Origin of the sequence: Bowmanella denitrificans, assembly GCF_039522935.1 — a bacterium.
Lineage (GTDB): Bacteria > Pseudomonadota > Gammaproteobacteria > Enterobacterales > Alteromonadaceae > Bowmanella > Bowmanella denitrificans.
In genome coordinates, this window is sequence record NZ_BAAAEI010000006.1 from 1,070,568 (window position 1) to 1,093,173 (window position 22,606).

Sequence of the window (22,606 nt, forward strand, 5' to 3'; positions counted from 1 at the left end):
GTTTTCAAAGGTTTTAACAAATTACATTAAAAACGGCGACCAGCTTGGTGATTTAACCTGTCCATTAGCCGCAGGCAACCTCGCTTTAAAGCGCCCGTCCAACGATACCAGCGATAGCACCTGCCTTCTGTTATGCAGGGTGCTGTATATTATCATACTGCCGTTTGGCGCAATACTGGGTGACTCATCCAGATAGGTTTTAGTCAACACCTGCATCAAACCAGACGCCAGATTCAATCTTGCAATGTGATAGTTACCGTTTGTACGGTTCACCATCACCACTTCTTTACCGTCGGGCGTGACAGTGGCCCCCAGGTTCATTTCTCCCTCAAAAGTCAAGCGGCGAACCTTGCCCGAGCCTAAATTTACGCTATATAACTGAGGTTTACCACCCCGTTCTGAAGTAAAGATAATGTTTTGCCCGTCTGGCGTCCAACTCGGTTCAGTGTCGATATTTCTGCTGTCAGTAAGGCGGCGGAGCTGGCGGCTGGCCAGATCCATAATATAAATATCCGGATTGCCGTCTTTGGATAGCACCATGGCCATTTGCTTGCCATCCGGCGAGAACTGCGGCGCACCGTTAATACCTGGGAAATCAGTTATGCGTGTGCGGCTCATGGTATAAATATCCTGAATATACAGCTGCGAGCGACGGTTTTCGAAGCTCACATACGCCAGTTTAGTGCCATCAGGAGACCAGACCGGCGACATCAACGGTTCTTTGGAACGCAACAGTACCGTTTCGTTGAAACCATCATAATCTGCGACCACCAGTTGATAAGGGAATTCTTCCTGACTACGGTCACGCACAATCACGTAGGCAATGCGGGTAAGAAAAGCCCCACGTTCTCCAGTGAGCTTCTCATACACTATGTCGGAAATGCGGTGGGCATGCTGGCGAAAACTGTTGCCATCAATGGCATGCTGACGATTAGCGAGTACATGATCTTTACTATTAACCAGTTTGCCATTGCTTAGTACCTGCGCCTGACCGCCGGTAATCTGACCTCGCAATACATCAATCAGCTCGAAAGACACCAGATAACGGTCAATGCCCTGCTCTTCCACTTTGCCCACCAGCACGGCTTCTATGCCTTTTGCGGCCCAGGCAGCGTAATCCATCTCACTATCCTGACTTGGCATCTGCGGCATATCAGCGGTTTTAATCGGATTAAACTTGCCACTTCTGGCCAGATCAGCAGCAATCACTTCGGTCAGATTCATCGGCATTTGCCCCGCACCGCGCCATTGGAATGGCACAATTGCCACAGGGCGGGCAGTGTCGATACCTTCGGTAATCACAATTTCTAATGTGGCATGAGCGTTAAGCACGCAGCAGGTATATGCCAGCAGGGCTATAAAGAGTTTTTTCATCACAAATTCGGCTCTACGGTTAAGTTAATATCTCTAAGTTTTTCAAATACATCTGGTTCGGGTGAAACGGGTAATGTTTCTGCCTTATATATGGCGGTTTCGGCAGCGCGACATAATATGGCGTCACCGCTGAGAATGCGCACCTGAGTAACCAGACCATTGGACGCCAGACGAATATTCAGACGGCATGATTTTCCTTTGTAAGATTGATCGACAATCAAATTACGTTGGATGGTTTGCTTGATCAGCGCAGTATATTTTTGCAGCTCGGTCAGCACTTGCTGATTACGACGACGTTGCTGGGCAGCACGCTCAGCCTGCAGTTGTTCCTGCATTTGCCGCTCCATTTCGGCCTGTTCCTGTGCTTCGCGTTTCTTACGTTCATCCTCAGCCTTTTTCTCGCGCTCACGCTTTTCCCTGGCGGCTTGCTCTGCTTTTTGGCGCTCCAGCTCTTTGCGTTTACGCTCGGCTTCAGCCTGTTCGGCCTTGCGTTTTTCCTCAGCTTTTCGCTTTGCCTCTGCTGCCGCAGCCTCGGCCTTACGCTTGTCATCAGCCCTACGCTGTTTTTCCAGTTCCGCCTCACGGGCACGCTGTACCTGTTCCTGACGCTTTCTCTCGGCTTCCCTGGCCTTGCGCTCAATCTCCGCCAGGCGCTGCTGCTCGGCCCGTCTTTGCGCATCTTTTTTATCCTGAATGCGCTTAGCCTGTGCATCTATCGCCGCTTTATCAATAGCGACGGCCTGCACTATCTGCACTTGAGGCAAATCAGGCGTGCGAGTCGGTGTGTGAAAGTCAACACTGACAAACAACAACAATAACAACACCACATGCAGGGCGGCGGATTTCCCCAAGGAAACCTTCAACTTGTCCATCTACTGCTCCGTGGAATCCGTCATCAAACCCACAGACGGCACCCCAGCGCGTTGTAACAACACCATTAACTGAACAACCTGCTCATAAGCCACCCTACCATCTCCTTTCACGACCACAGGGGCTTCGGGTTGCAACTCTAATTGGGCGGCCACCAAAGCGGCAAGTTCATCCGCCGCCAATGGGCTTTCAGGCTTATCACCGACATTCAGGAAATACTCGCCATCCATGTTGACCGACGCAATAATTGGCGGCTTGGAATCGTCTGACAAAGCTTCTGCAGAGGCTTTTGGCAGTTCCACCTTGACACCTTGTGTCACCAGCGGTGCAGTGACCATAAAAATGATCAGCAAAACCAGCATCACGTCTATATAAGGAACGACGTTAATTTCCGAGACCGGGCGGCGACGCTTTCTCTCGTACATATTCGCTCCTAAGCTGCGCTTTCACTGGCATGAGACTGACGGTGCAAAATACTGGAAAACTCTTCCATAAAATTGGCATAGCTGTTTTCCAACTTCTCCACCTGGTGGCTGAACCTGTTGTAGGCTATTACCGCCGGAATCGCCGCAAACAAGCCCATAGCAGTAGCAATCAGGGCTTCTGCAATACCCGGCGCGACCATGGCCAAGGTGGCTTGCTGTACTTCTCCCAGTGCAATAAACGCGGTCATAATACCCCATACCGTACCAAACAGGCCGATGTAAGGGCTGATGGAGCCTGCTGTGGCTAAAAACGGCAGGTGACTTTCCAATGCATCGACTTCTCTGGACAGCGCAACCCGCATAGCTCGGTAGGTGCCATCCATGACCGCCTGAGGCGATGCTGCCGCACTTTTACGCAAACGGGCAAACTCTTTGAAGCCAGCAACAAATAAGCTGGCCATGCCGCTGACCTGGCTTCGTGCAGAAATTTCCTGAAATAATCGGTTCAAATCGCCACCGGACCAGAATTTATCTTCAAACTTGCGCATTTCCGTTTGCGCACTTTTCAGCGCTTTACTGCGCTGAAAGATAAAGGCCCATGACACCACAGACGTGGCAAGCAACAACAACATCACCAGTTTAACCAACAAACTGGCCTGCAAAAACAAGCCTAAAACAGACATTTCACCTGACACTGGACAGTTCCCCTAAAATAAATGTCGGTATGGCAAGGGGTTTCATATCAAGTAAATTGACACAAGCCACCTTAACCGAAGCGCACACTAAAACCTTATTGTTCTGATCTACAATATTTTGTTCGAATTGCAGGCTGGCACGTTTAACGTTACTCAAACGGGACTCCACCCTGAGTAACTGATTAAAGCGGGCGGCCGCCTTATAATCCAATTCCACCCGTTTGACGACAAAACCTATGGATTGTTCCAATAACAGATCTTGTTCTATACCTAAGGCGCGTAACCATTCGGTTCTGGCACGCTCCAAAAATTTTAGATAGTTGGCATAGTAAACTATGCCTCCCGCATCGGTGTCCTCATAATACACACGAATTTCATGCAGATGGATGGTCACGGATAAAATATTCCAAACGCTAACATTAGCCATCTAGCATACCAAGCCTGGTTATCTTCTGTAACAGGTAGATTGTCGCAACCGATGAAAAAACATACCAATCAGGTTTTATTCCTGTTCCTTATGTTGCGCATGCTCCAGCTCGATTAGCAGAATGAAAAAAATATAAAAGCCACCATTATTCGCAGCATTTGCATATCTACCCACTAATACCGCATAAATCGATAAGACACGACCAAACCTATAGTATTTTTAATAGGTTACAAAACAAGCAAAAACTCAAATCCTTATTTTTAAAGGGATGCACGGCGTTTATTTCAGAAAAATGACAATAACAATTTTACACAATAGATTTACACATTAGTTTTAATAATGCCAAATCACAAAAAAACTCAATTGTGCACATACTGAAAAGCCGTAAAATACGCTTCGTATTCTGAGCTAGCGCACGATGTTTCATCTTTGAGAGCCAGATGCAGTGTCACATCTCCTGTTGACATGTTCCCTGGAAGGGTTTTCCTTTTCCTTCAACACTTGTTGCTTTTGCCCACCTTTTAGGTGGGCTTTTTTTTGGCTGTTGGCTGTTGGCTGTTGGCTGTTGGCTGTTGGCTGTTGGCTGTTGGCTGTTGGCTGTTGGCTGTTGGCTGTTGGCTGTTGGCTGTTGGCTGTTGGCTGTTGGCTGTTGGCTGTTGGCTGTTGGCTGTTCAGTCTGACTCGCCCTCGCGCTCTGTCAACGGATTTCTGCTAACTGACTACTGATTACTGACCACTTAGCTCTGACGACTTAAATTCCGTCGGACTAAAGTCCGACCTACAGTGCTTTAAATGAGTTTTGCTGTTGGACTCAAGTCCGACCCACGGCGCTCAGACTAAGCTTTGCTGTCGGAATCAATTATGACTCGTTGTGTTTATCTGAACTTTGCTGTCGAAATCAATTTCGACCCACTGTGGGTTGGGCTCCAGCCCAACAACAATAGCTTCAAATCCCGGGTTACTTTAAAGTTGGCAGTTCAGGTCGCCCCTGCTCTGCCAACTGATTACTGACCACTTAACTCAGCCATCTGACGACTTAATTCTGACAACCGACTACTGACAATCACTCATCAAACTGCCAACGGCAAACCAGTAACACCTACCCCTGGATATCAAATCCCATATGTAAGAAGGCCCGCTGCGTTGCGATACGACCACGAGGTGTGCGTTGCAAAAAGCCTTGCTGAATTAAAAACGGCTCAATCACGTCTTCGATAGTGTCTTTCTCTTCACCTATGGCGGCGGCCAGATTGTCCAGCCCCACAGGTCCACCATCGAACTTATCAATAATGGCGCTGAGCAGCTTTCTGTCCATATAGTCAAAGCCTTCTTTGTCCACGTCCAGCATATCCAGTGCTTTGGCGGCCACGTCCTGGCTAATATGGCCATCAGCTCTTATTTCTGCGTAATCCCGCACCCGGCGCAGCAAACGGTTAGCAATACGTGGTGTCCCGCGGGCGCGTCTGGCCACTTCTACTGCCCCCTCTTCCTGCATAGCCAGATTCAGGTAGCTGGCTGAGCGCTGCACTATCTGGGTCAGGTCGCGTACATTGTAAAATTCTAAACGCTGTACAATGCCAAAACGGTCGCGCAGCGGAGAAGTCAAGGAGCCGGCTCTGGTAGTAGCACCCACCAAAGTAAACGGCGGCAGATCCAGCTTAATGGAACGGGCAGCAGGCCCCTCACCAATCATAATATCCAGTTGGTAGTCTTCCATCGCCGGATACAAAATCTCTTCCACTACAGGGCTAAGACGATGGATCTCGTCAATAAACAGCACATCATGGGCTTCCAGATTGGTCAGCAGGGCGGCCAGATCACCGGCTTTCTCCAGCACGGGTCCTGAGGTGGTTTTAATATTCACCCCCATCTCGTTGGCCACAATATTGGCCAGGGTGGTTTTGCCTAATCCAGGCGGGCCAAATATCAGCAGATGATCCAAGGCGTCCTGGCGCTTTCTGGCCGCCTGAATAAAGATCTGCATTTGTTCACGCACATGATCCTGACCCGTGTAATCGGCCAGCATTTTAGGGCGTATAGCGCGATCAACGGCTTCGTCTTCCTGGCTGGCTGTGGGTTGAATCAATCTGTCTGCTTCGATCATGTTTTACCTGTCTGGAATCATGTGACAATGGGTTACAGCATAGAACGCAAGGCGTCACGAATCAGTTGTTCGGAACTTGTTCCTTCCTTATATAAACCTTTTACGGTTTTTTCCGCCTGCGCCGGTTTATAGCCAAGGGCCACCAGGGCGCTGATGGCTTCATCACGAGGATCGTCCGATACCACAAAGGTATTTTCTACCGGACCAGACTGCGCGGCAAGGGCAAATGCCTGATGCTCGTCACCGATAAAGTGTGCCAACCTGTCTTTCATTTCCACCAGCAACCGTTCCGCCGTTTTGCGCCCCACCCCCGGCAATTTGAGCAACGCATTGACATCCTGGCTCTGCACGCAATGTACAAACTGACTGGCAGACATGCCGGATAAAATGGTCAATGCCAGTTTGGGTCCTACCCCATTAGCTTTGATCAGTTCCCGAAACAGTGCACGCTCGGCTTTGGTGGCAAAACCAAATAACAGCTGTGCATCTTCGCGCACCACAAAATGGGTGTAAACAATGGCCTCCAAACCAAGATCCGGTAACTGGTAGAAGCTGGTCATGGGCAACTGAATTTCATACCCCACACCTGCCGCTTCAATAAGAATTTCCGGTGGCTGCTTTTCAATTAACACACCGCGAATCCGACCTATCATTGTTTTTCCTTTATATTGGTTGTAACCACAGAGACACAGAGGGCACAGAGGGCACAGAGTATGAGAAATTTAATTTCTTCCTGCTGGCTATTGCTACCTGGTCGAAACCCAAACCTGGCGTTTATGTGTTTGTTAACTCTGCCTGCCACTACAAACACACTCTGAGCTTAGGTTTTTGGCATTACGCATTGTGCAGATACCTTTGGTCATTTGATTCTCTTCCACATCCTGTCTCTCCGCGTAACCTGTGTCTTTTTGGTTACGGTCAGATACCACTATCGTCTTAACCGGCCTCGTACGGTTTTACTGGCCTGGCCTGCCAGTTTAACCAGGCTCTGGTTAGTGTGACCATGACAAAGCGCCACAGCCAGTGCATCTGCGGCATCGGCCTGCGGTTTGCCGGGCAGCTTCAACAGGTAGGTCACCATGTGCTGTACCTGTTCTTTGGTGGCACTGCCTTTGCCTACCACCGCCTGTTTTATCTGTCTGGCCGAGTACTCAAATACATCCAGCCCCTGATTGGTGGCACCGACAATAGCCGCACCGCGGGCCTGCCCTAATTTCAGTGCCGAATCCGGGTTGCGGGCCAGAAATACCTGTTCCACCGCCATCTGGTTGGGCTGGTATTGGGTGATAAGTTCGGTAATACCGTTGTAGATTTGCTGCAGTCGCTCTGGCAATGCGCCATCAGGTAAACGGATACAACCGCTGCCCAGATATTCAAACTTACTGCCAATCTGGCAAATTATGCCATAGCCGGTAATGCGGGAGCCGGGATCAATGCCCAGAATAATGCTCATAACTACGCCCCCCAGTCTTTGCCCAGATGCTGAATAGCCTGGCGATTAGTGGCGGACCAGACCTTGGCGGCGGCATCAGACCAGGGTAACCAAGCAAACTGGCTATGCTCGGACAAACGGACCGTCTGCCCGCTTCTGACCTTAAGACTAAATACATATTCAGTGTTGCGGGTAACACCGGGTTCGTATCGATGCCGCCAGGCTGGCCGGATCTCATACTCGTTAACCTGACGGCTGTCAATCAATGTGTAGCCCAGTGCACGCACATCGATACCGGTCTCTTCCCATACCTCGCGACATGCAGTTTCAATGGGCTGCTCGCCAGTTTCCATCGAGCCGGTGACCGATTGCCAGAAGCTAGCATCGTCCAGACGCTGCATCACCAGCACCCGGTGTTGGTCGTCATAAATCACGACCAACACCGAGCGCGGCTGTTTAAATATCATTGACTGGTTTTAACGGTCTGGATTGCCAGCTCTTTCAAAGCATCCGGATTGGCCGGTGATGGTGCATCGGTCAATGGACAGGCTGCGGTGGTGGTTTTGGGGAAGGCCATCACATCACGGATAGAGGTCGCACCAACCATCAGCATCACCATACGGTCCAAACCAAAGGCCAGACCAGCATGCGGCGGAGCACCATAGCGCAGCGCTTCAAGCAGAAAACCAAACTTCAGTTGCGCTTCTTCATCACTGATGCCCAGAATGCGGAAGACCTCGGCCTGCATGCCTTGATCATGAATACGCACAGAGCCACCACCCAGTTCCACGCCGTTTAACACCATATCATAGGCATTGGAGACGGCATTTTGCGGATCGACTGCCAGTTGCTCTGGTGTCATATCGCGGGGCGAGGTAAACGGATGATGCAGCGCATACAACTGACCATCTACTTCTTCGAACATAGGGAAGTCAACTACCCACAATGGGCGCCATTCCCCTTGCAGCAGATTCAGATCCTCACCCAGTTTCAGACGCAGTGCACCCAACGCTTCTGTCACTACCCGCGCAGAATCGGCGCCAAATAGCAGAATATCGCCGGATTCAGCGCCAGTGCGGGCCAATAAGGCATTGGCCACCTCTTCACCGAGGAATTTCAGAATAGGTGATTGCAAGCCTTCCATGCCGGCGGCTTTATCGTTAACCTTCAACCAGGCTAAGCCCTTAGCACCATAGATACCGACAAAGCTACCGTAATCATCCAATTGCTTGCGGGATAGCGCAGCACCACCCGGCACGCGGATCACCGTCACACGGCCTTTGGGGTCGTTAGCCGGACCGCTGAATACTTTAAATTCCACGTCCTTAAGTAAATCGGCCACATCGGTCAGTTCCAGCGGGTTACGCAGGTCCGGCTTGTCGCTGCCGTAACGCTGCATCGCTTCTGCGTAGGTCATACGCGGAAAGTCGCCCAGGTCAACATTAAGTAAATCAATGAATAAACTTCTGATCATACCTTCGGTGGTCGACATTACCCCATCGGCATCCAGGAAGGACGTCTCAATATCAATCTGGGTAAATTCCGGCTGCCGATCGGCACGCAAGTCTTCATCGCGGAAACACTTTACAATCTGGTAGTAACGGTCCATGCCCGACATCATCAGCAATTGTTTGAACAGCTGTGGTGATTGCGGCAGAGCAAAAAATTCGCCTTTATGGGTTCGGCTTGGCACCAGATAGTCGCGGGCTCCTTCTGGGGTGGCTTTGGTCAAAATCGGGGTTTCAATATCCAGAAAACCCTGCTCTTCAAGATAACGACGCACCGCGCCCGTTACCCTGGCCCGGAACATCAGACGTTGGGTCATCAGCGGACGACGTAAGTCAAGGTAACGGTATTTAAGGCGCTGCTCTTCTGAGTTGTCCTGATTGAAATCCAGCGGCAGCGGCGCGGCTTTATTTAATACCGTCAGGCCTTTACCCAGAATTTCAATCTCGCCGGTACTCATGTCTTTATTAACCTGGCCTTCCGGACGGGCACGCACCAGCCCCTTGACCTGCACGCAGAATTCATTGCGCACTTTATTGGCCTGCTCGAACACCTCAACTAAATCCGGATCGTACACAACCTGCACTATGCCCTGACGATCCCGCAGATCGAGGAATATAACCCCTCCCAGATCACGTCGACGGTTTACCCAGCCTGTCAGGGTTACTTCCTGACCAATATGGGATGCATTGATGTTGCCGCAATAGTCTGTGCGCATGAATAAAACCTTGTATTTGAAAAGTCGGCCCTGAAATAGCCGAGAAAATGCCTGTACCAAAGGCCGCATAGTATACCCAAACCAACTGAATATGCGAGGTGTACCACGGGCTTGTCACAACTGTTGGTATCTTTGTTAGACTGTGTGCCCCGAAATCCAGCATCAGACGTTGTCATGCAACAAACCAGCGCCCTGTTTAGCGGTTGTCCTATGTGGCACATGGATGCCTGGACAGGCACATTGTTTCCGGCAAGCAGCGGTCAGGGACAAAGCCTGTACCATTACAGCCGCCTGTTTAATTCGGTAGAAGGCAATACCAGTTTCTATCAGATTCCGGATACCGCCACCCTGCAGCGCTGGCAACAATCTGTGGCGGAAAACTTCCGCTTTTGTTTCAAATTTCATCAAAGTATCAGCCACCACAAGTTACTTAGCGATATCGAGCCGGAGCTGGACACTTTCCTCACCCGCTTTCGTCCTTTGGCGGCACAGACAGGTTGCCTGATGTTGCAACTCCCTGCGTGCTTTTCCCCTGCGCATCTGGGGCGACTCGAACATTTTTTACGTTTGTTGCCCGAAGATTTTCACTATGCAGTAGAAGTGCGCCATCCGGCATTTTTTGCCAAGGGTGAAGAGGAGCGGCAATTTAATCGCTTACTAATGGAGTTTGGTGTCAACAGGGTGATCATGGATACGCGTGGCCTGTTCAGCGCCCCCGGTCATCAGGGTTTATTGGGGCAGGTAAAAATGAAAAAGCCCCGAGTGCCGGTCAATGTCATCGCCACAGGCCAGCGCCCTGTAGTACGTTTTGTTGGCCATCCCGAACTGCATGCCAACCGTATTTTCTATCAAAGCTGGTACGCTAAGCTCCACCAGTGGCTGGAACAAGGCAAAACTCCCTTTGTATTCTTCCACCAGGCCGACAACAGTCAGGCGCCCTGGCTGGCAGAACAATTTTTCCGGGAATGGCCACATTCCCCAGCGCCGGTGCAATTGAATTTGCCTCGCCTGAGTAGCCAGGAAAGTCTGTTCTAGCGCGCCAGAAATGTTGCGACATCCTGTTACAGTTTTGCGACAGGTCCGGCTTCACAAGAGCCATTCCCTGCCCTAGTCTGGTCCTTTTGACATAACAACGATAAAAGCCCGAAGGACACCTCCATGAAAAGAAAACTCCTTGCCACTATGCTGTTTGGTGCCAGTTTCACTGGCCTTGCCGCTGAAGGCTACTACCGCTTTCCCGCCTTGCAAGGCGATACTTTGGTATTTACAGCCGAAGGCGATTTATGGGTAGCCGGATTAAACCAGCCACAGGCCAGACGCCTGACCACGCACCCAGCAGAGGAAACTCAGGCAGCGATTTCCCCAGATGGACAACAAGTGGCTTTTGTCGCCAACTACGAAGGTGCCAATGAGGTCTACGTATTACCTCTGCAAGGTGGCGTAGCCAAGCGGATTACCTTTGAGCAAGCGCAGGTGAAAGTGCATGGCTGGACCGCAGAAGGACAAGTGTTATACAGCACAACCGGGCGCACCGGCATGTCTAACAGCTGGAATCTGGTTAAGGTCAATCCGCGCGACCTCACGACCGAAGTATTGCAAGTGGCTGATGCCGTGGATGGTGTGTTGGACAGCCAGGGTAAAAACCTGTTCTTCAGTCAGTTTGGGTTGCAGATTTCCACCGACAATACCCGTCAGTATCGGGGCGGCGCCACGGGCGAGCTTTGGCACTTCCAACCGGATTCGAATCAAGAAGCCACACCACTTACCACCCAACATGAGGGTTCAGTGCGCGGTCCAATGCTGCATGGCGGTAAACTTTATTTTATCAGCGATGCCAGCGGCTCTGACAATATCTGGCGAATGAATACCGATGGCAGTGCGGTGGAACAAGTCACCCGTTTTACTGATTATACCGTGCGCCATGCCAGCCTAAGCGGCGACAAGCTGGTATTTCAGTTAGGCGCCGATATCCAGGTGCTGGATCTGACCAGCAATCAGTTAAAGGTGGTGCCACTGGATCTCACCTCTGATTTTCCTCACTTACGTGAACAGTGGGAAAACAAACCACTTCGTTATCTGACCTCCAGCACCTTGGCTGGCGAGCAACAAAAAGCGGTACTGACAGCCAGGGGGCGTATTGCCATTGCTGGCATCGACAAATCCCGTCTGGTAGAAGTGGACACGCCAAAAAACTCCCGTAGCCGCAATGCCTTGTTGAGTCATGATGGCAAATGGGTGTACGCCTTTAATGATGCCAGCGGTGAGATGGAAATTTGGCGCTATGCCGCGGATGGTTCTGGTGCGGCAAAGCAACTCACTAAAGATGGCAATACCTACAGATGGAATCTGAGCCTGTCACCAGATGGCACATCACTGGTACATGACGATAAGAATGGTAATGTGTGGTTACTGGAGTTAACTAGCGGCAAAAATCGCAAGATCCTCAGTGGCTATGCTGGGTTGTCGCCCGTTTCCAGCATAAGCTGGTCGGCCGACAGTCAATTACTGGCCATTGCCGGTAACGGTCTTGATAAGAACCGCAGTCAGATAACCCTTTTCGACATTAAGCAAAACAAAACCCAAATCCTGACCTCAGAAAAGTACGAGTCCTATGCCCCTACTTTTAGTCAGGATGGGAAATGGCTGTATTTTCTGTCCAATCGTCATTTTGTTGCTACTCCAAGCTCCCCCTGGGGGGACCGTAATATGGGGCCCGCATTTGACCGACGCAGCCAAATCTTTGCTCTGGCGCTGGATAAAGAGGCGACCTTCCCATTTCAGCCCAGCAACGAGTTGATGGATAAACCAGGGCAAGACCAGCCTCAGGACAAAAAAGAGAATAAAGACAAAAAGGCCGATAAGCATTCGGCCACAGCTGCACTTGATTGGCAAAATGCCGACAAACGACTCTGGCAGGTGCCGGTGCCAGCCGGTAATTATCAAGCGCTGCAGGCAGGCCAGGATTTCCTGTACCTGATCGATCAGGTCAGTGAACCCGGCACAAAGCCCCTGTTGAAATCTATTGCTATTGACCCTGACGCCAAAGTGGAAACCTTTACCGACGCAGTGGAAGAATTTAGCCTGTCATCCGACGGTAAAAAACTATTAGTGCGTAAACAAGGTAATGATAACGGCAATATCTTTATTGTCGATGCCAAGCAGAAGTTCCCAGGCGATGCCAAGGATAACAAGATTAACGGTCAGGACTGGCAAATGTTGCTGTCGCCCAAACAGGAATGGCAGCAGATGTTTCACGATGCCTGGCTGATGCACAGAGATTCGCTGTTTGATAAACGCATGCGCGGTGTGGACTGGGCGAAAGTGCAGGAAAAATACCAGCCACTGCTGGCACGCATTACCGACCGTCATGAGCTGAACGATGTGTTTGCACAAATGATGGGTGAGCTGAACACCCTGCACTCACAGGTCAGGGGGGGCGATATGCCCACCGATAGCGACAGACCCAGAGCCACATCCCTGGGCGCCGAGTTCCGACAAAGCAAAGAGGGGGTGGAAATCGCGCACATTTATGTTTCCGACCCGGAACTCCCAGAACGTGCTTCACCGCTGGCAAAACCCGGTGTGGATGCGCAAAACGGCGATCTGATTCAGGCAGTAAATGGCCAGCCCATTAGCGATATAGGTCAGCTTTACCAGGCCCTGCGTAACCAACTCAACAAACAGGTATTGCTGGAGCTTAAGCGCGGCAAGCAGCTTCACAAAACCGTGGTGACCCCCATCAGTAGTGGCGAAGCGAATCGTTTACAGTACCTGGACTGGGTCAACCACAATCGCAAGTTGGTTGAACAAGCCAATCCGGATTTTGGTTACTTACATATTTACGCCATGGGCGGCAACGATATCGCAGAATTTGCCCGCGAGTTCTATGCAAATTTCGATAAAAAGGGCTTAATCATAGACGTACGCCGTAACCGCGGCGGCAATATTGATAGCTGGCTGATTGAAAAGTTAATGCGCAAGGCCTGGGCTTTCTGGCAGAACACCCGGGGGGAAGCCTACACCAACATGCAGGCAGCTTTTCGCGGTCATCTGGCGGTACTGGCGGATCAGTACACCTATTCAGATGGTGAAACCTTCACGGCCGCCATCAAAGCGCTGGAGCTTGCCCCTGTGATTGGCAAGCGCACCGCGGGTGCGGGGGTTTGGCTAACGGGCCGTAACCGTTTGGCAGACAATGGCATGGCCAGGGTCGCCGAGTTCGCCCAGTACGCCATGGATGGTCGCTGGATAGTGGAAGGCTATGGCGTAGAGCCTGATGTGGAAGTGGACAATCTGCCACATAGCACATTTGCGGGGCAGGACGCACAATTGCAGCAGGCATTAAGCTACCTGAAGCAACAATTACAGGATAAGCCTGTACCAGATTTAAACGCTTCTCCCCTGCCTGATGTCAACACCCCGGCCAGGGATATAAACGCCAATTAATCTTATTCAAGCCGGTCATCTGATCGGCTTTTTTTATTACCACTGAAAAATAAAAATGGCGCAAAACCCCACTCTTCAAGCGCCCAACCACATTCAAAAAATAATCACAAGATTTTTTTTAACCTTTTGATTACATCTTAACTATACTCGCATTAAGGCACTTGCCCGGCTCCCTAAGCTTATGATTCATAAGAAAGGATGTCACCGTTGTCATTGGCTGACAGCAAGGTGTAGGGGAAAGCGGACAGGACAAAAGAGGCTGATCGCCAAGCAGGTCGATCAGTTCCTTTCGCAACAGGACTGAGCGTAAAAATACAAGATCCGGCAGGCAGCTGAGCGAACAGGACACCGGGAAACACACAGTATCACTATCTGTAGAAAGTGCTTCGGCAATCAGGTCGAAGAGATTGGTTATCAGGTAAAAATCAGTTCGTTTCTTGGGGTTGTACCATGCAAATTGCTACCGGTTGTGGATATTTTGGTCAGTGCTTGTGCGCACTGCTGTTGTCAATCAATGCCGTGCAGGCAGAGCTGGATACTCAGCCAGTCAGACCTTATCTGCTTGAAATTGATCGGGTACAACAGGAAGAAGGAACGTACAGCCCTCAACTTGGGCAACTTCTAACCCAGCTTGGCGTTGCTTACCAGCAACAGGAACAACACCAGTTGGCCCTCGACAGCTTTGCCAGAGCATTACAAATCACCAAAATAAATGAAGGCATTTATGCTCTGAACCAGCTTGCAATCATGGACAAAATGCAAAGCAGCATGATGGCACAGCACCGTTGGAAAGACATGGATGATCAGCATCAGCGAGCCTACTGGCTGGTCAATCGTAACTTCAGGCCAGACGATCCACGCTTGCTCCCTTACCTGTTCAACTATGCCAATTGGTTATTGTTTGTGCACAACCATGTATTTCAAAACGAAACCTATGTCAGGTTGCTGCAATCCGAGGCACTTTTTAAGCAGACCCATGACATTATCATGGCCAACTATGGTGACAACGACCCTCGTATGGTGCAAAGCCTGAAAGGATTGGTGATGACCAGTTTTTTCAAATCTCAGCTTGGTCCCGCCCAACTTGAGTTTGATGTAGACGGGGTGGACATGACCCGCCAGGGTAGCTTTTACATGGGCCTGCCTGCGGTAGATTACCGCACCGAGAATTATCGGGAAGGCAAACAAGCACTGGAAAAAATGGTCGCCATCTATGATGGCCAACATGAAGGTGTAACGGGCCAGGATAAAGTACTGGCCAGGGTTGGCCTGGCCGATTGGTACTTAATGTTCGGCAAGTCCACCACCGCTTTTGATACCTATCGCGAAGCCCGAGATATTGCCCGCCAGGAAAATGCACCAGCCGCCTTTACCTTATTTGACTCACCTACCCTGCTGCCGGACTCGCGACTGTATTTAGGCGACAGCAGTGGTGAAAAAGAGACAGAGCGCTTTGTGTTAGCCAGGTTTGATGTCAATGCCCACGGCAAAGCCAATAATATTGAGTTGCTTGACTCCAATCCTCAGGACGCCACAGCCATGCGCTCTCGCGCGTTAAGATTCTTGCGTTCCGCCAGTTTTCGCCCACGCTTTAGTGAGGAAGAACCGACTGAAACTCAAGGGGTTAAGCTAAAAATCAGTAACCCATAGGAGCAGCATCATGTCGAACCGGCACCTCCCCAGATACAGTACCTTGACACTGCTTTGCAGTTGTTTACTGCTAGCAATCAGCGGTTGTGAATCCACATCCCAGTCACCGCCGTCGATGCCACAGCCTTCCAAGCCGATGCCGCCCAGTTCATCATCCGGTTCCGGACAACAGAAGAGTCAGCAGCAAGGTCAGGGGCAAAATCAGTCCAGTTCCAGCATGCCATCAAATAGCGGCCAGTCATCCAGTTCGTCCAGCCAGTCTGCTGCCAATGGCAAAACCAGCAGTTCGGCGTCGACGTCTTCACAGCAGGGCCAACAACAGCAAGGGCAGCAACAAGGTAGCCAGGGGCAAACCAGTCAAAGCCAACAATCTGGCAGCAACCAAACCGGCCAGTCGACCGGTCAGGGGCAACAACAAGGTGAAATGGGTGATGGCGAGATAATGCCACAGCCCGGAGGTGGCCAGGCAGAAGAAGACTTGGGTGGCGACGCTAGCGGTTACAACGACAATACCGCCGAGCAGCCCAGCGATATTCAGGGCGAAGGACAGAGCGAATCAGACGATATCGACTTTTCAGAAGAGGTCAATGCATCAGCGTCCTCATCATCAGCATCTTCATCTTCATCTTCATCTTCATCTTCAGCATCAGCTTCGTCATCGGCGTCAGCGTCTTCCAGCAGCAGTGCCGCTTCGGCCAGCCATGCTGGCGGTCAAAGCGGTGGTCAGCCCTCCAATGAACAACTGATTGCCCGGGCCGATGCGCAGTTAGAAAGTGCCATGGGGCAATACGACCAGATGATCCTGCGTGAAAATGCCTATGTCCGTGACAGAGCTGCGCAGCAAGGGGCGGAAATTCCTCAGCAGCCGGAGTCCATGGAAGAAGAGCCTGCAACGGCAGGAGAAGGCGGTTTTGGCGGGGAACAGGATAATGGCCAACCTGCCGGCGGGAATGATAGCGCATCGGCAGGATCGCAGCCCTCTTCTGCGGGCTCACCATTGCCCGAGGGTGGGCAGGCGCTGCCCGGCATCGATTCCGTTCCTGCGGATATCCCGGAGGCCAGTGATGATGATGTGGTAGCCAGGCAAATACGCGAAGCGGCTATCAAGGAATCGGATCCGATACTAAGAGAAAAACTCTGGAATGAATACCGTAAGTACAAAGGCCTGCCGCTGAAGAAAAATGCAGGTCAAGCCGACTGATATGCACAGGAGCCTATTATGAAAACCTCAGCCTCCCGGATGGCATTATCAGCCTTACTGCTGATACTGGTTGTTAGCGGGTGTGCCACCTACCAGGTCAAAACCACTAACACAACGCCTATCGTTACCCAGCAGACCCTGCTGAGTGAAGACCAGTTGCTGGATGTGGCTATTGTGCGTTTTGATCCCGGCGAAATGCCAACCGAGCAAGATGATAACCCGTTGTATTTTGCGGAAATCCGCAAAGCTGAAAGTCAGTATTTTCCCTTTCTGCTTATGCAGGCTATGCAAAAAAGCGCCGCCTGGGGCCCAGTCAGGATCGTGCCGCAAGGCAGTGTGCCACTGGATCTGAACGTCACTGCCAAGATACTGTCCTCAGACGGTGAACAATTAAAGTTATGGGTGCATGCATTTGACGCCACAGGCCGCACCTGGCTGGAGAAAGAATATCAGGGTCTGGCCAGTCGCTACGCTTATGATCCTAAACATAAAGACAGCAGTGAACCTTTTGCCGATCTGTATAACCGTATCGCCAACGATTTACTCAATTACCGCCGCCAGTTAAGCAACCAACAGGTGGCCTATCTGCATGAACTGGCAGCCCTGCGTTTTGCCGGTAATTTTGCTCCCCAGGTATTTGCCGACTATGTGAACCAGAATAATGATGGTTATTACCAGATAAGCCGACTACCGGCCTCAGGTGACAGCATGATGCAACGTCTGCAGTCCATTCGGGAACGCGACCAGATGTATATCGACACGCTACAGGAATATTACTCCCAATACGCCCGGGAAATGGCGGTGGCTTACCGGGCCTGGCGTGATCAGAGCTATCAGGAGGTCATTGCCATGCGAGAGCTGGAAGAAGAAGCCCGTAAACGCACAATACTTGGCGCTGCGGCTATTGTCGGCGGCGTGCTTGGCGCAGGCAGCCCCGACGCGGTGGCCAGAGCGGCGTCTTATGTGGGGGTGGCCGGTGGGGGCTATATGCTGAAAAGTGGCATGGATAAATCCGATCAGGCTCAGATCCACATTGATGCCCTGCTTGAGCTCGGCGAGTCACTGGAAGCCAGTATCGCTCCACAAAGTATTGAGCTGGAAGATCGCACCGTCACGCTGTCTGGCACGGTGGACGACCAGTATCAGCAATGGCAGGCACTGCTAAAGGAAATTTATCAACTGGAACGCGGCGAATCCGTGCATTAGTGACTTAAAACTCCGGAGCAGTTATGCGTGAACAAATACCAGATACCTCCCAGCCCCGATTTGTCACCGATAAAGTCGGTACGCCCCTGCGTCCCAAGGGCAAACCGCTTTACCTGTTGCCACTGGTGTTGCTTTGTGGCCTGCTGATTTGGCTGATCCTGAATATGCCGCAATGGCTGCCAAAAGCAGAGAGCCCAACCTTACCGACGCCCCAGCCCGTCGCTGCTAAGCTGGAAGACACGCCGTTTCAGGATGCGCAACTGGCGAAAGCCCGCCGTGAAGCCCAGGATATTTTACAGCAATTGCTCAGTGTCCAGCAGACACTGGAAAGTCAGGCCGTATCGCGCTGGGCAGAAAACGCCATGCAAGCAGCTTTGAGACAAGCCGAAGATGGCGATGATTTCTACCAGCAACGTCAATTTACCCAGGCTCTGGACCAATACCAGGCCAGTTTGAAGGCACTGCAAACCTTGCAACAACAAAGCGAGCAAGTTTTTGTGAAGGCAATGACCGAGGGCCAACAAGCTTTAGTGGAGGATGATCCTGAACTTGCCCTCAGTGCTTTTGATCTTGCCCATGCCATCCATCCAGAAGATAAAGATGCACATGCCGGTCTGCTGCGGGCGCAAAGTCTGCCAAAGGTTTTAAAGCTGCTGAAATCCAGTGGCTATGCCGAAGAGGATGGCAAAATTGATGAGGCCATCGATTTCGCCAGTCAGGCCCATGGACTGGATAATCAACATCTACGAGCCAGCCAGACATTAGCACGTCTTCAGCAAAGTAAACTCGACCAACTGCACCGCCGCTATATGTCAGAGGGATTAACTGCACTGGCAGCAGAAAACGCGGGGGAGGCTATCAACGCCTTTAACCAGGCACTGAAGCTTAAACCCAAAGATGCCGACAGTTTAGACGCTCTGCGTCAGGCCAAGAGCAAGCAACTGGCCCAGCGTATTGCGGGGTTAATGCGCCAGGGTCAGCAGCTTGAAGCACAGGAGCGCTGGACAGAGGCCATTGAAAATTACCAACAGGCTGACGCATTACAGTCCAACCTGGTCCAGGTCAGAGTGGCCTTGCTCAGGGCCACAGCCAGAGCAGAATTAGATGAATTACTCAGAGCCAGACTAGCCGAACCTCTGGCCCTTCGCGATGAGCGTCAGTATGCCAGTGCCACCGCTCTGCTTGAACAAGCCAGCCGCATTAACTTACCAGGCCCCAGACTTAGCGATCAGATCACCACACTGCAGCATTTGCTGGTACAGGCCAGGGACCCGGTCAGTGTGCAATTGATATCGGACAATCAAACCGAAGTGCAGCTATTCAAAGTAGGTGGACTGGGCACCTTCGACAGCAAACAACTGCATTTATATCCGGGTAAATACACCTTGCTGGGTAAGCGTGAAGGTTACCGGGAAGTGCTGCATGAATTTATCTTAAACGCCGGAGACCAGGCCCCTGTCATCCATATTCGTTGCACCGAAAAAATAGGCAGCATATGAGTAATTTGCAGATAAAAAATGCGACATTGATCACCCCAGCTGTATTCGAGCCTGGTGGCCGTCAGCCATCTCGCCCGGCCCACTCCTTAAGGCCATGGCATTATCTGTTGGGGTTAATGTTATGCCTGTTGTTGGCTATTCTGGCGTTTCTGCTCAGTGCCACCAGTCTGGAACTGCGCGTCACTCCGGTAAACAGTCAAATCCAGTTAGACGGTCCTTATCATATTGAGCTGGGGGAGAGAACCTTATTGATGCCCGGCCAGTATCAATTGCAAATCACCCATCCAGGTTACCAACCGCATCAGCAGGTACTGGACACCAGCAGTAGCGATGATTTCAGTCTGGACATTCACCTTGCGCCACAGCCAGGTCGTTTACAGCTAGCGACCAATGTCCCCGCACAGGTTTTTATCGACGGCCAAGCCGTTGGCAACAGCCAGCAGGACATCACCAATCTGCCATTGGGACAGCATCAGTTGCAAGTCACTGCAGAGCGGTACCTGCCTTATGAGCAACCCATTGAGATTGTCGGTTTTGGCAAACTGCAGACCCTGAGTGTTGAACTTAAACCGGCCTGGGGCACGCTGCAACTGGACAGCTACCCATCTGGCGCCACGCTTAGCGTGAATGATGTGCCACAAGGTCAGACACCTTTGCAACTTGAGCTGATGGCCGGTGAACACCGGCTGCAACTGTCGCATCCTGGTTACCAAAGCTGGCAACAACGTTTGCAGATAGAACCCGGACAAAACCTGAGTATCGAGCAGGCCAGATTGCTGCCCGCATCAGCCACATTGAATCTGAGCTCAAAGCCAGTCGGCGCCAGCGTTACCCTGGACGGTTTGTATCAAGGCAAAACGCCCGTAGTTTTATCGCTGGAAGCCAACAAAACCCATCAGTTACAGCTACTGCTGGAGGGCTATCAGCCGCTGGACCGAGAAGTGCAGGCGCCATCGGGAGCTAAGCAGGCACTGGATCTGCCACTCACTGCCTTACTTGGCAAAGTGGCCATCAGCAGCGAGCATCAGGATGCCTTACTGTATGTGAATGATATTCTGATGGGCAGGGCCAACCAAACCCTCGAACTGGCCACCCGCCCACAACGCGTTCGCATTACCCTGGACGGCTATGCTGACTTTACCCGCGAACTCACTCCCAGGGCTGGACAACTGATTCGCCTGCAGGCCAAGTTGAAAACCCTCGAGCAGGCCAGATTTGATGCCTTACCCAAACAGCTGCAAATACTGGGTGATGCCAGATTGCATTTGTTTCATCCCCAGGTCAGCTTCCAGATGGGGGCATCACGGCGCGAACAAGGCCGTCGTGCCAATGAAACCATGCACAATGTAAAGCTCAGCCGCCCCTTCTATCTGGGCGCCACAGAGGTCACCAACCGCCAGTACCGGCAATTTGAGTCATTTCACAGTTCTTCCCATGCTGAAGGTGCCAGTCTGGATGGGGAAAACCAGCCCGCGGTTAATGTCAGTTGGCTAAATGCCGCCCGTTTTTGCAACTGGCTGTCGGCGCAACAGGGCTTGGCTCCGTTTTACCTGATTGAAGATAATCAGTATCAAGGATTTGATGCCACATCCAATGGCTATCGTTTACCCAGTGAAGCCGAGTGGGCCTGGGCCGCTCGTTACCAGAATGCAGCGATGCAACAATTCAGTTGGGGCCAACAACTCCCCCCACCCCCTGCCAGCGCCAACCTGGCTGGGCTGGAAAGTGCCGCATTGGTAGGGGATGTGCTGGCAAATTTTGAGGACAAGTTCCGGGTCAGTGCACCGGTGGGCAGCTTTGCCGCAAATGACAAAGGGCTATATGACCTGATGGGCAATGTCTCTGAATGGGTGCATGACGTATACCAGATTCATTCAGGACTGAATTTCAAGGCTGAGCAGGATCCTCTGGGTAGCCAGCAAGGCATACACCATGTGATTCGCGGTGCCAGTTGGGCACACGCCCGACTGACCGAACTGCGCCTTTCCTATCGTGATTATGGCAGTGAACCCAGACGCGATCTGGGCTTTCGCCTGGCCCGTTATGCCGAACCATTAAGCAATGTAAAGGAGACAACGCCATGAGTAGAAAGCTGAAACTCTTGCTGCTGGCCTTGGTGCTGGCATGTCAGACCGGCCAGGCCTTTGCACCGGATCAGCCGGCCCCAAGCCGTCAGGGCTTTTTTATTCCATCTGAGGAGATCTCTGAAGATTCCTCGGTTTCCTTTCCTACGGACATTTGAGGTTTACCATGGACAATCGTGCGCCACGTGAATTCATCTATCAATTGTTCAGTCTGTTGATGGCCATCATTCTGGTACATGGCCTGTATGTTTCTCTGATTCGTCCCCGGGCCGATGCCCTTATCCAGCAGCAAATAGAACTACAAAGCCAGGGCCAGACAATTCAGGCCCAGCGCTCCTGGTATGTCGTGCTGAAAGATTTTGAGCAGGAAAGCTGCTTTATTCTGATGTTGTGGGCCTGCTCCATCATGGCCTTTAAAGCCATGCAACTGCAAAAAGAGCGGCGCATGCTGGATCGCCACTGGTTACCCACCGAACAGGGTACCACCATCTTGCCCACTGATGCGGTGGACTTATCCCGGCCACTGCAATCCTTGCCTGAGCAGCAGCAACAATTGCTGGTACCGCGCACCCTGCTCACGGCCCTGCAACGCTTTGGTGCCACCGGCGATGTGGCGGCATCAGCAGAGGCGATAAAAGAGCAGTGTGATACCGAATCTGACCGCCTCGACAGTGAGCTTTCGCTGGTGCGCTATATCGCCTGGGCCATTCCGTCCATTGGATTTATCGGCACAGTGCGCGGCATCGGCGATGCACTGGGACAGGCCCACAAAGCGATTGAGGGCGATATTACCGGGGTCACCCAGGCACTGGGAGTGGCATTTAATTCTACCTTTATCGCCCTTCTGATCAGCATTTTCATCATGTTTGTCAGTCATCAATTGCAATTACAGCAAGAGCGGGTGGTAACTCAAACTAAACGCTACACCGATGAGCATTTATTGCGCTGGATGAAACAAGTGGAGTAAGC

Annotated in this window: 19 protein-coding genes; 9 read left to right on the forward strand and 10 right to left on the reverse strand. The window is 51.5% G+C overall.

The features are described 5' to 3' along the window. Positions 1 to 21 precede the first annotated feature (21 nt). The 10 genes from tolB to aspS all read right to left on the reverse strand — a co-directional run bounded on the left by tolB (position 22) and on the right by aspS (position 9,551). A complete protein-coding gene (tolB, locus tag ABD028_RS07460) occupies positions 22 to 1,374 on the reverse strand; it encodes a Tol-Pal system beta propeller repeat protein TolB (RefSeq protein WP_102796117.1) in 1,353 nt (450 codons plus the stop codon). Continuing rightward, entirely contained in the window at positions 1,374 to 2,246 is an 873-nt protein-coding gene (gene tolA / locus ABD028_RS07465) for a cell envelope integrity protein TolA (RefSeq protein WP_343843630.1), read from the reverse strand. The genes tolB and tolA overlap by 1 nt, the downstream gene beginning before the upstream one ends. Beyond that, positions 2,247 to 2,669 carry a protein TolR gene (gene tolR, locus ABD028_RS07470; RefSeq protein WP_102796115.1) on the reverse strand — a complete coding sequence of 141 codons (423 nt, stop codon included), beginning with the start codon at positions 2,667 to 2,669 and terminating at the stop codon, positions 2,247 to 2,249. A gap of 8 nt (positions 2,670 to 2,677) precedes the next feature. Next, entirely contained in the window at positions 2,678 to 3,364 is a 687-nt protein-coding gene (gene tolQ, locus ABD028_RS07475; RefSeq protein WP_102796114.1) for a protein TolQ, read from the reverse strand. Beyond that, a complete protein-coding gene (gene ybgC / locus ABD028_RS07480) occupies positions 3,354 to 3,791 on the reverse strand; it encodes a tol-pal system-associated acyl-CoA thioesterase (protein ID WP_343843633.1) in 438 nt (145 codons plus the stop codon). Before ybgC ends, tolQ begins: the two co-directional genes overlap by 11 nt. Positions 3,792 to 4,890: 1,099 nt before the next feature. Continuing rightward, a complete protein-coding gene (gene ruvB, locus ABD028_RS07485; RefSeq protein ID WP_343843635.1) occupies positions 4,891 to 5,895 on the reverse strand; it encodes a Holliday junction branch migration DNA helicase RuvB in 1,005 nt (334 codons plus the stop codon). A 32-nt stretch (positions 5,896 to 5,927) separates the two neighbouring features. After that, positions 5,928 to 6,548 carry a Holliday junction branch migration protein RuvA gene (gene ruvA / locus ABD028_RS07490; protein ID WP_343843637.1) on the reverse strand — a complete coding sequence of 207 codons (621 nt, stop codon included), beginning with the start codon at positions 6,546 to 6,548 and terminating at the stop codon, positions 5,928 to 5,930. 275 nt (positions 6,549 to 6,823) lie between these two features. Beyond that, positions 6,824 to 7,348 (reverse strand): crossover junction endodeoxyribonuclease RuvC, encoded by a 525-nt coding sequence (gene ruvC / locus ABD028_RS07495; RefSeq protein WP_343843639.1) that lies wholly within the window; start codon positions 7,346 to 7,348, stop codon positions 6,824 to 6,826. A 2-nt stretch (positions 7,349 to 7,350) separates the two neighbouring features. Continuing rightward, entirely contained in the window at positions 7,351 to 7,794 is a 444-nt protein-coding gene (gene nudB / locus ABD028_RS07500) for a dihydroneopterin triphosphate diphosphatase (protein ID WP_343843641.1), read from the reverse strand. Continuing rightward, complete coding sequence (aspS, locus tag ABD028_RS07505; RefSeq protein WP_343843643.1) at positions 7,791 to 9,551, reverse strand: aspartate--tRNA ligase; 1,761 nt, start codon at positions 9,549 to 9,551, stop codon at positions 7,791 to 7,793. Before aspS ends, nudB begins: the two co-directional genes overlap by 4 nt. Positions 9,552 to 9,725: 174 nt before the next feature. On the opposite strand from aspS, the gene ABD028_RS07510 reads away from it, so the two are divergent. The 9 genes from ABD028_RS07510 to ABD028_RS07550 all read left to right on the forward strand — a co-directional run bounded on the left by ABD028_RS07510 (position 9,726) and on the right by ABD028_RS07550 (position 22,604). Further along, positions 9,726 to 10,586 (forward strand): DUF72 domain-containing protein, encoded by an 861-nt coding sequence (locus ABD028_RS07510; protein WP_343843645.1) that lies wholly within the window; start codon positions 9,726 to 9,728, stop codon positions 10,584 to 10,586. A gap of 123 nt (positions 10,587 to 10,709) precedes the next feature. Then, positions 10,710 to 13,997, forward strand: a complete 3,288-nt coding sequence (locus tag ABD028_RS07515) for a S41 family peptidase (RefSeq protein ID WP_343843647.1) — start codon at positions 10,710 to 10,712, stop codon at positions 13,995 to 13,997. A 450-nt stretch (positions 13,998 to 14,447) separates the two neighbouring features. Then, a complete protein-coding gene (locus ABD028_RS07520; protein ID WP_343843648.1) occupies positions 14,448 to 15,647 on the forward strand; it encodes a tetratricopeptide repeat protein in 1,200 nt (399 codons plus the stop codon). Between the two features lie 10 nt (positions 15,648 to 15,657). Then, a complete protein-coding gene (locus ABD028_RS07525) occupies positions 15,658 to 16,848 on the forward strand; it encodes a hypothetical protein (RefSeq protein ID WP_343843650.1) in 1,191 nt (396 codons plus the stop codon). 18 nt (positions 16,849 to 16,866) lie between these two features. Next, on the forward strand, positions 16,867 to 18,054 hold the full coding sequence (locus ABD028_RS07530) for a hypothetical protein (RefSeq protein ID WP_343843652.1): 1,188 nt from the start codon (positions 16,867 to 16,869) through the stop codon (positions 18,052 to 18,054). Between the two features lie 23 nt (positions 18,055 to 18,077). Beyond that, entirely contained in the window at positions 18,078 to 19,553 is a 1,476-nt protein-coding gene (locus ABD028_RS07535; protein WP_343843654.1) for a tetratricopeptide repeat protein, read from the forward strand. Further along, complete coding sequence (locus tag ABD028_RS07540; RefSeq protein ID WP_343843656.1) at positions 19,550 to 21,637, forward strand: PEGA domain-containing protein; 2,088 nt, start codon at positions 19,550 to 19,552, stop codon at positions 21,635 to 21,637. The genes ABD028_RS07535 and ABD028_RS07540 overlap by 4 nt, the downstream gene beginning before the upstream one ends. After that, positions 21,634 to 21,795 (forward strand): hypothetical protein, encoded by a 162-nt coding sequence (locus ABD028_RS07545; protein WP_343843658.1) that lies wholly within the window; start codon positions 21,634 to 21,636, stop codon positions 21,793 to 21,795. The genes ABD028_RS07540 and ABD028_RS07545 overlap by 4 nt, the downstream gene beginning before the upstream one ends. A gap of 8 nt (positions 21,796 to 21,803) precedes the next feature. Further along, a complete protein-coding gene (locus tag ABD028_RS07550; protein WP_343843660.1) occupies positions 21,804 to 22,604 on the forward strand; it encodes a MotA/TolQ/ExbB proton channel family protein in 801 nt (266 codons plus the stop codon). Positions 22,605 to 22,606 lie beyond the last annotated feature (2 nt).

Coding starts and splice junctions, on each gene's coding strand:
- tolR (WP_102796115.1), bottom strand. CDS start 2,669: ATGTACGAGAGAAAGCGTCGCCGCCCGGTCTCGGAAATTAACGTCGTT.
- ABD028_RS07535 (WP_343843654.1), top strand. CDS start 18,078: ATGCGTGAACAAATACCAGATACCTCCCAGCCCCGATTTGTCACCGAT.
- nudB (WP_343843641.1), bottom strand. CDS start 7,794: ATGATATTTAAACAGCCGCGCTCGGTGTTGGTCGTGATTTATGACGAC.
- ABD028_RS07540 (WP_343843656.1), top strand. CDS start 19,550: ATGAGTAATTTGCAGATAAAAAATGCGACATTGATCACCCCAGCTGTA.
- ABD028_RS07545 (WP_343843658.1), top strand. CDS start 21,634: ATGAGTAGAAAGCTGAAACTCTTGCTGCTGGCCTTGGTGCTGGCATGT.
- ruvC (WP_343843639.1), bottom strand. CDS start 7,348: ATGAGCATTATTCTGGGCATTGATCCCGGCTCCCGCATTACCGGCTAT.
- ABD028_RS07525 (WP_343843650.1), top strand. CDS start 15,658: ATGTCGAACCGGCACCTCCCCAGATACAGTACCTTGACACTGCTTTGC.
- ABD028_RS07515 (WP_343843647.1), top strand. CDS start 10,710: ATGAAAAGAAAACTCCTTGCCACTATGCTGTTTGGTGCCAGTTTCACT.
- ABD028_RS07510 (WP_343843645.1), top strand. CDS start 9,726: ATGCAACAAACCAGCGCCCTGTTTAGCGGTTGTCCTATGTGGCACATG.
- ybgC (WP_343843633.1), bottom strand. CDS start 3,791: ATGGCTAATGTTAGCGTTTGGAATATTTTATCCGTGACCATCCATCTG.
- tolA (WP_343843630.1), bottom strand. CDS start 2,246: ATGGACAAGTTGAAGGTTTCCTTGGGGAAATCCGCCGCCCTGCATGTG.
- ABD028_RS07520 (WP_343843648.1), top strand. CDS start 14,448: ATGCAAATTGCTACCGGTTGTGGATATTTTGGTCAGTGCTTGTGCGCA.
- ABD028_RS07530 (WP_343843652.1), top strand. CDS start 16,867: ATGAAAACCTCAGCCTCCCGGATGGCATTATCAGCCTTACTGCTGATA.
- ruvA (WP_343843637.1), bottom strand. CDS start 6,548: ATGATAGGTCGGATTCGCGGTGTGTTAATTGAAAAGCAGCCACCGGAA.
- ruvB (WP_343843635.1), bottom strand. CDS start 5,895: ATGATCGAAGCAGACAGATTGATTCAACCCACAGCCAGCCAGGAAGAC.
- tolB (WP_102796117.1), bottom strand. CDS start 1,374: ATGAAAAAACTCTTTATAGCCCTGCTGGCATATACCTGCTGCGTGCTT.
- ABD028_RS07550 (WP_343843660.1), top strand. CDS start 21,804: ATGGACAATCGTGCGCCACGTGAATTCATCTATCAATTGTTCAGTCTG.
- aspS (WP_343843643.1), bottom strand. CDS start 9,551: ATGCGCACAGACTATTGCGGCAACATCAATGCATCCCATATTGGTCAG.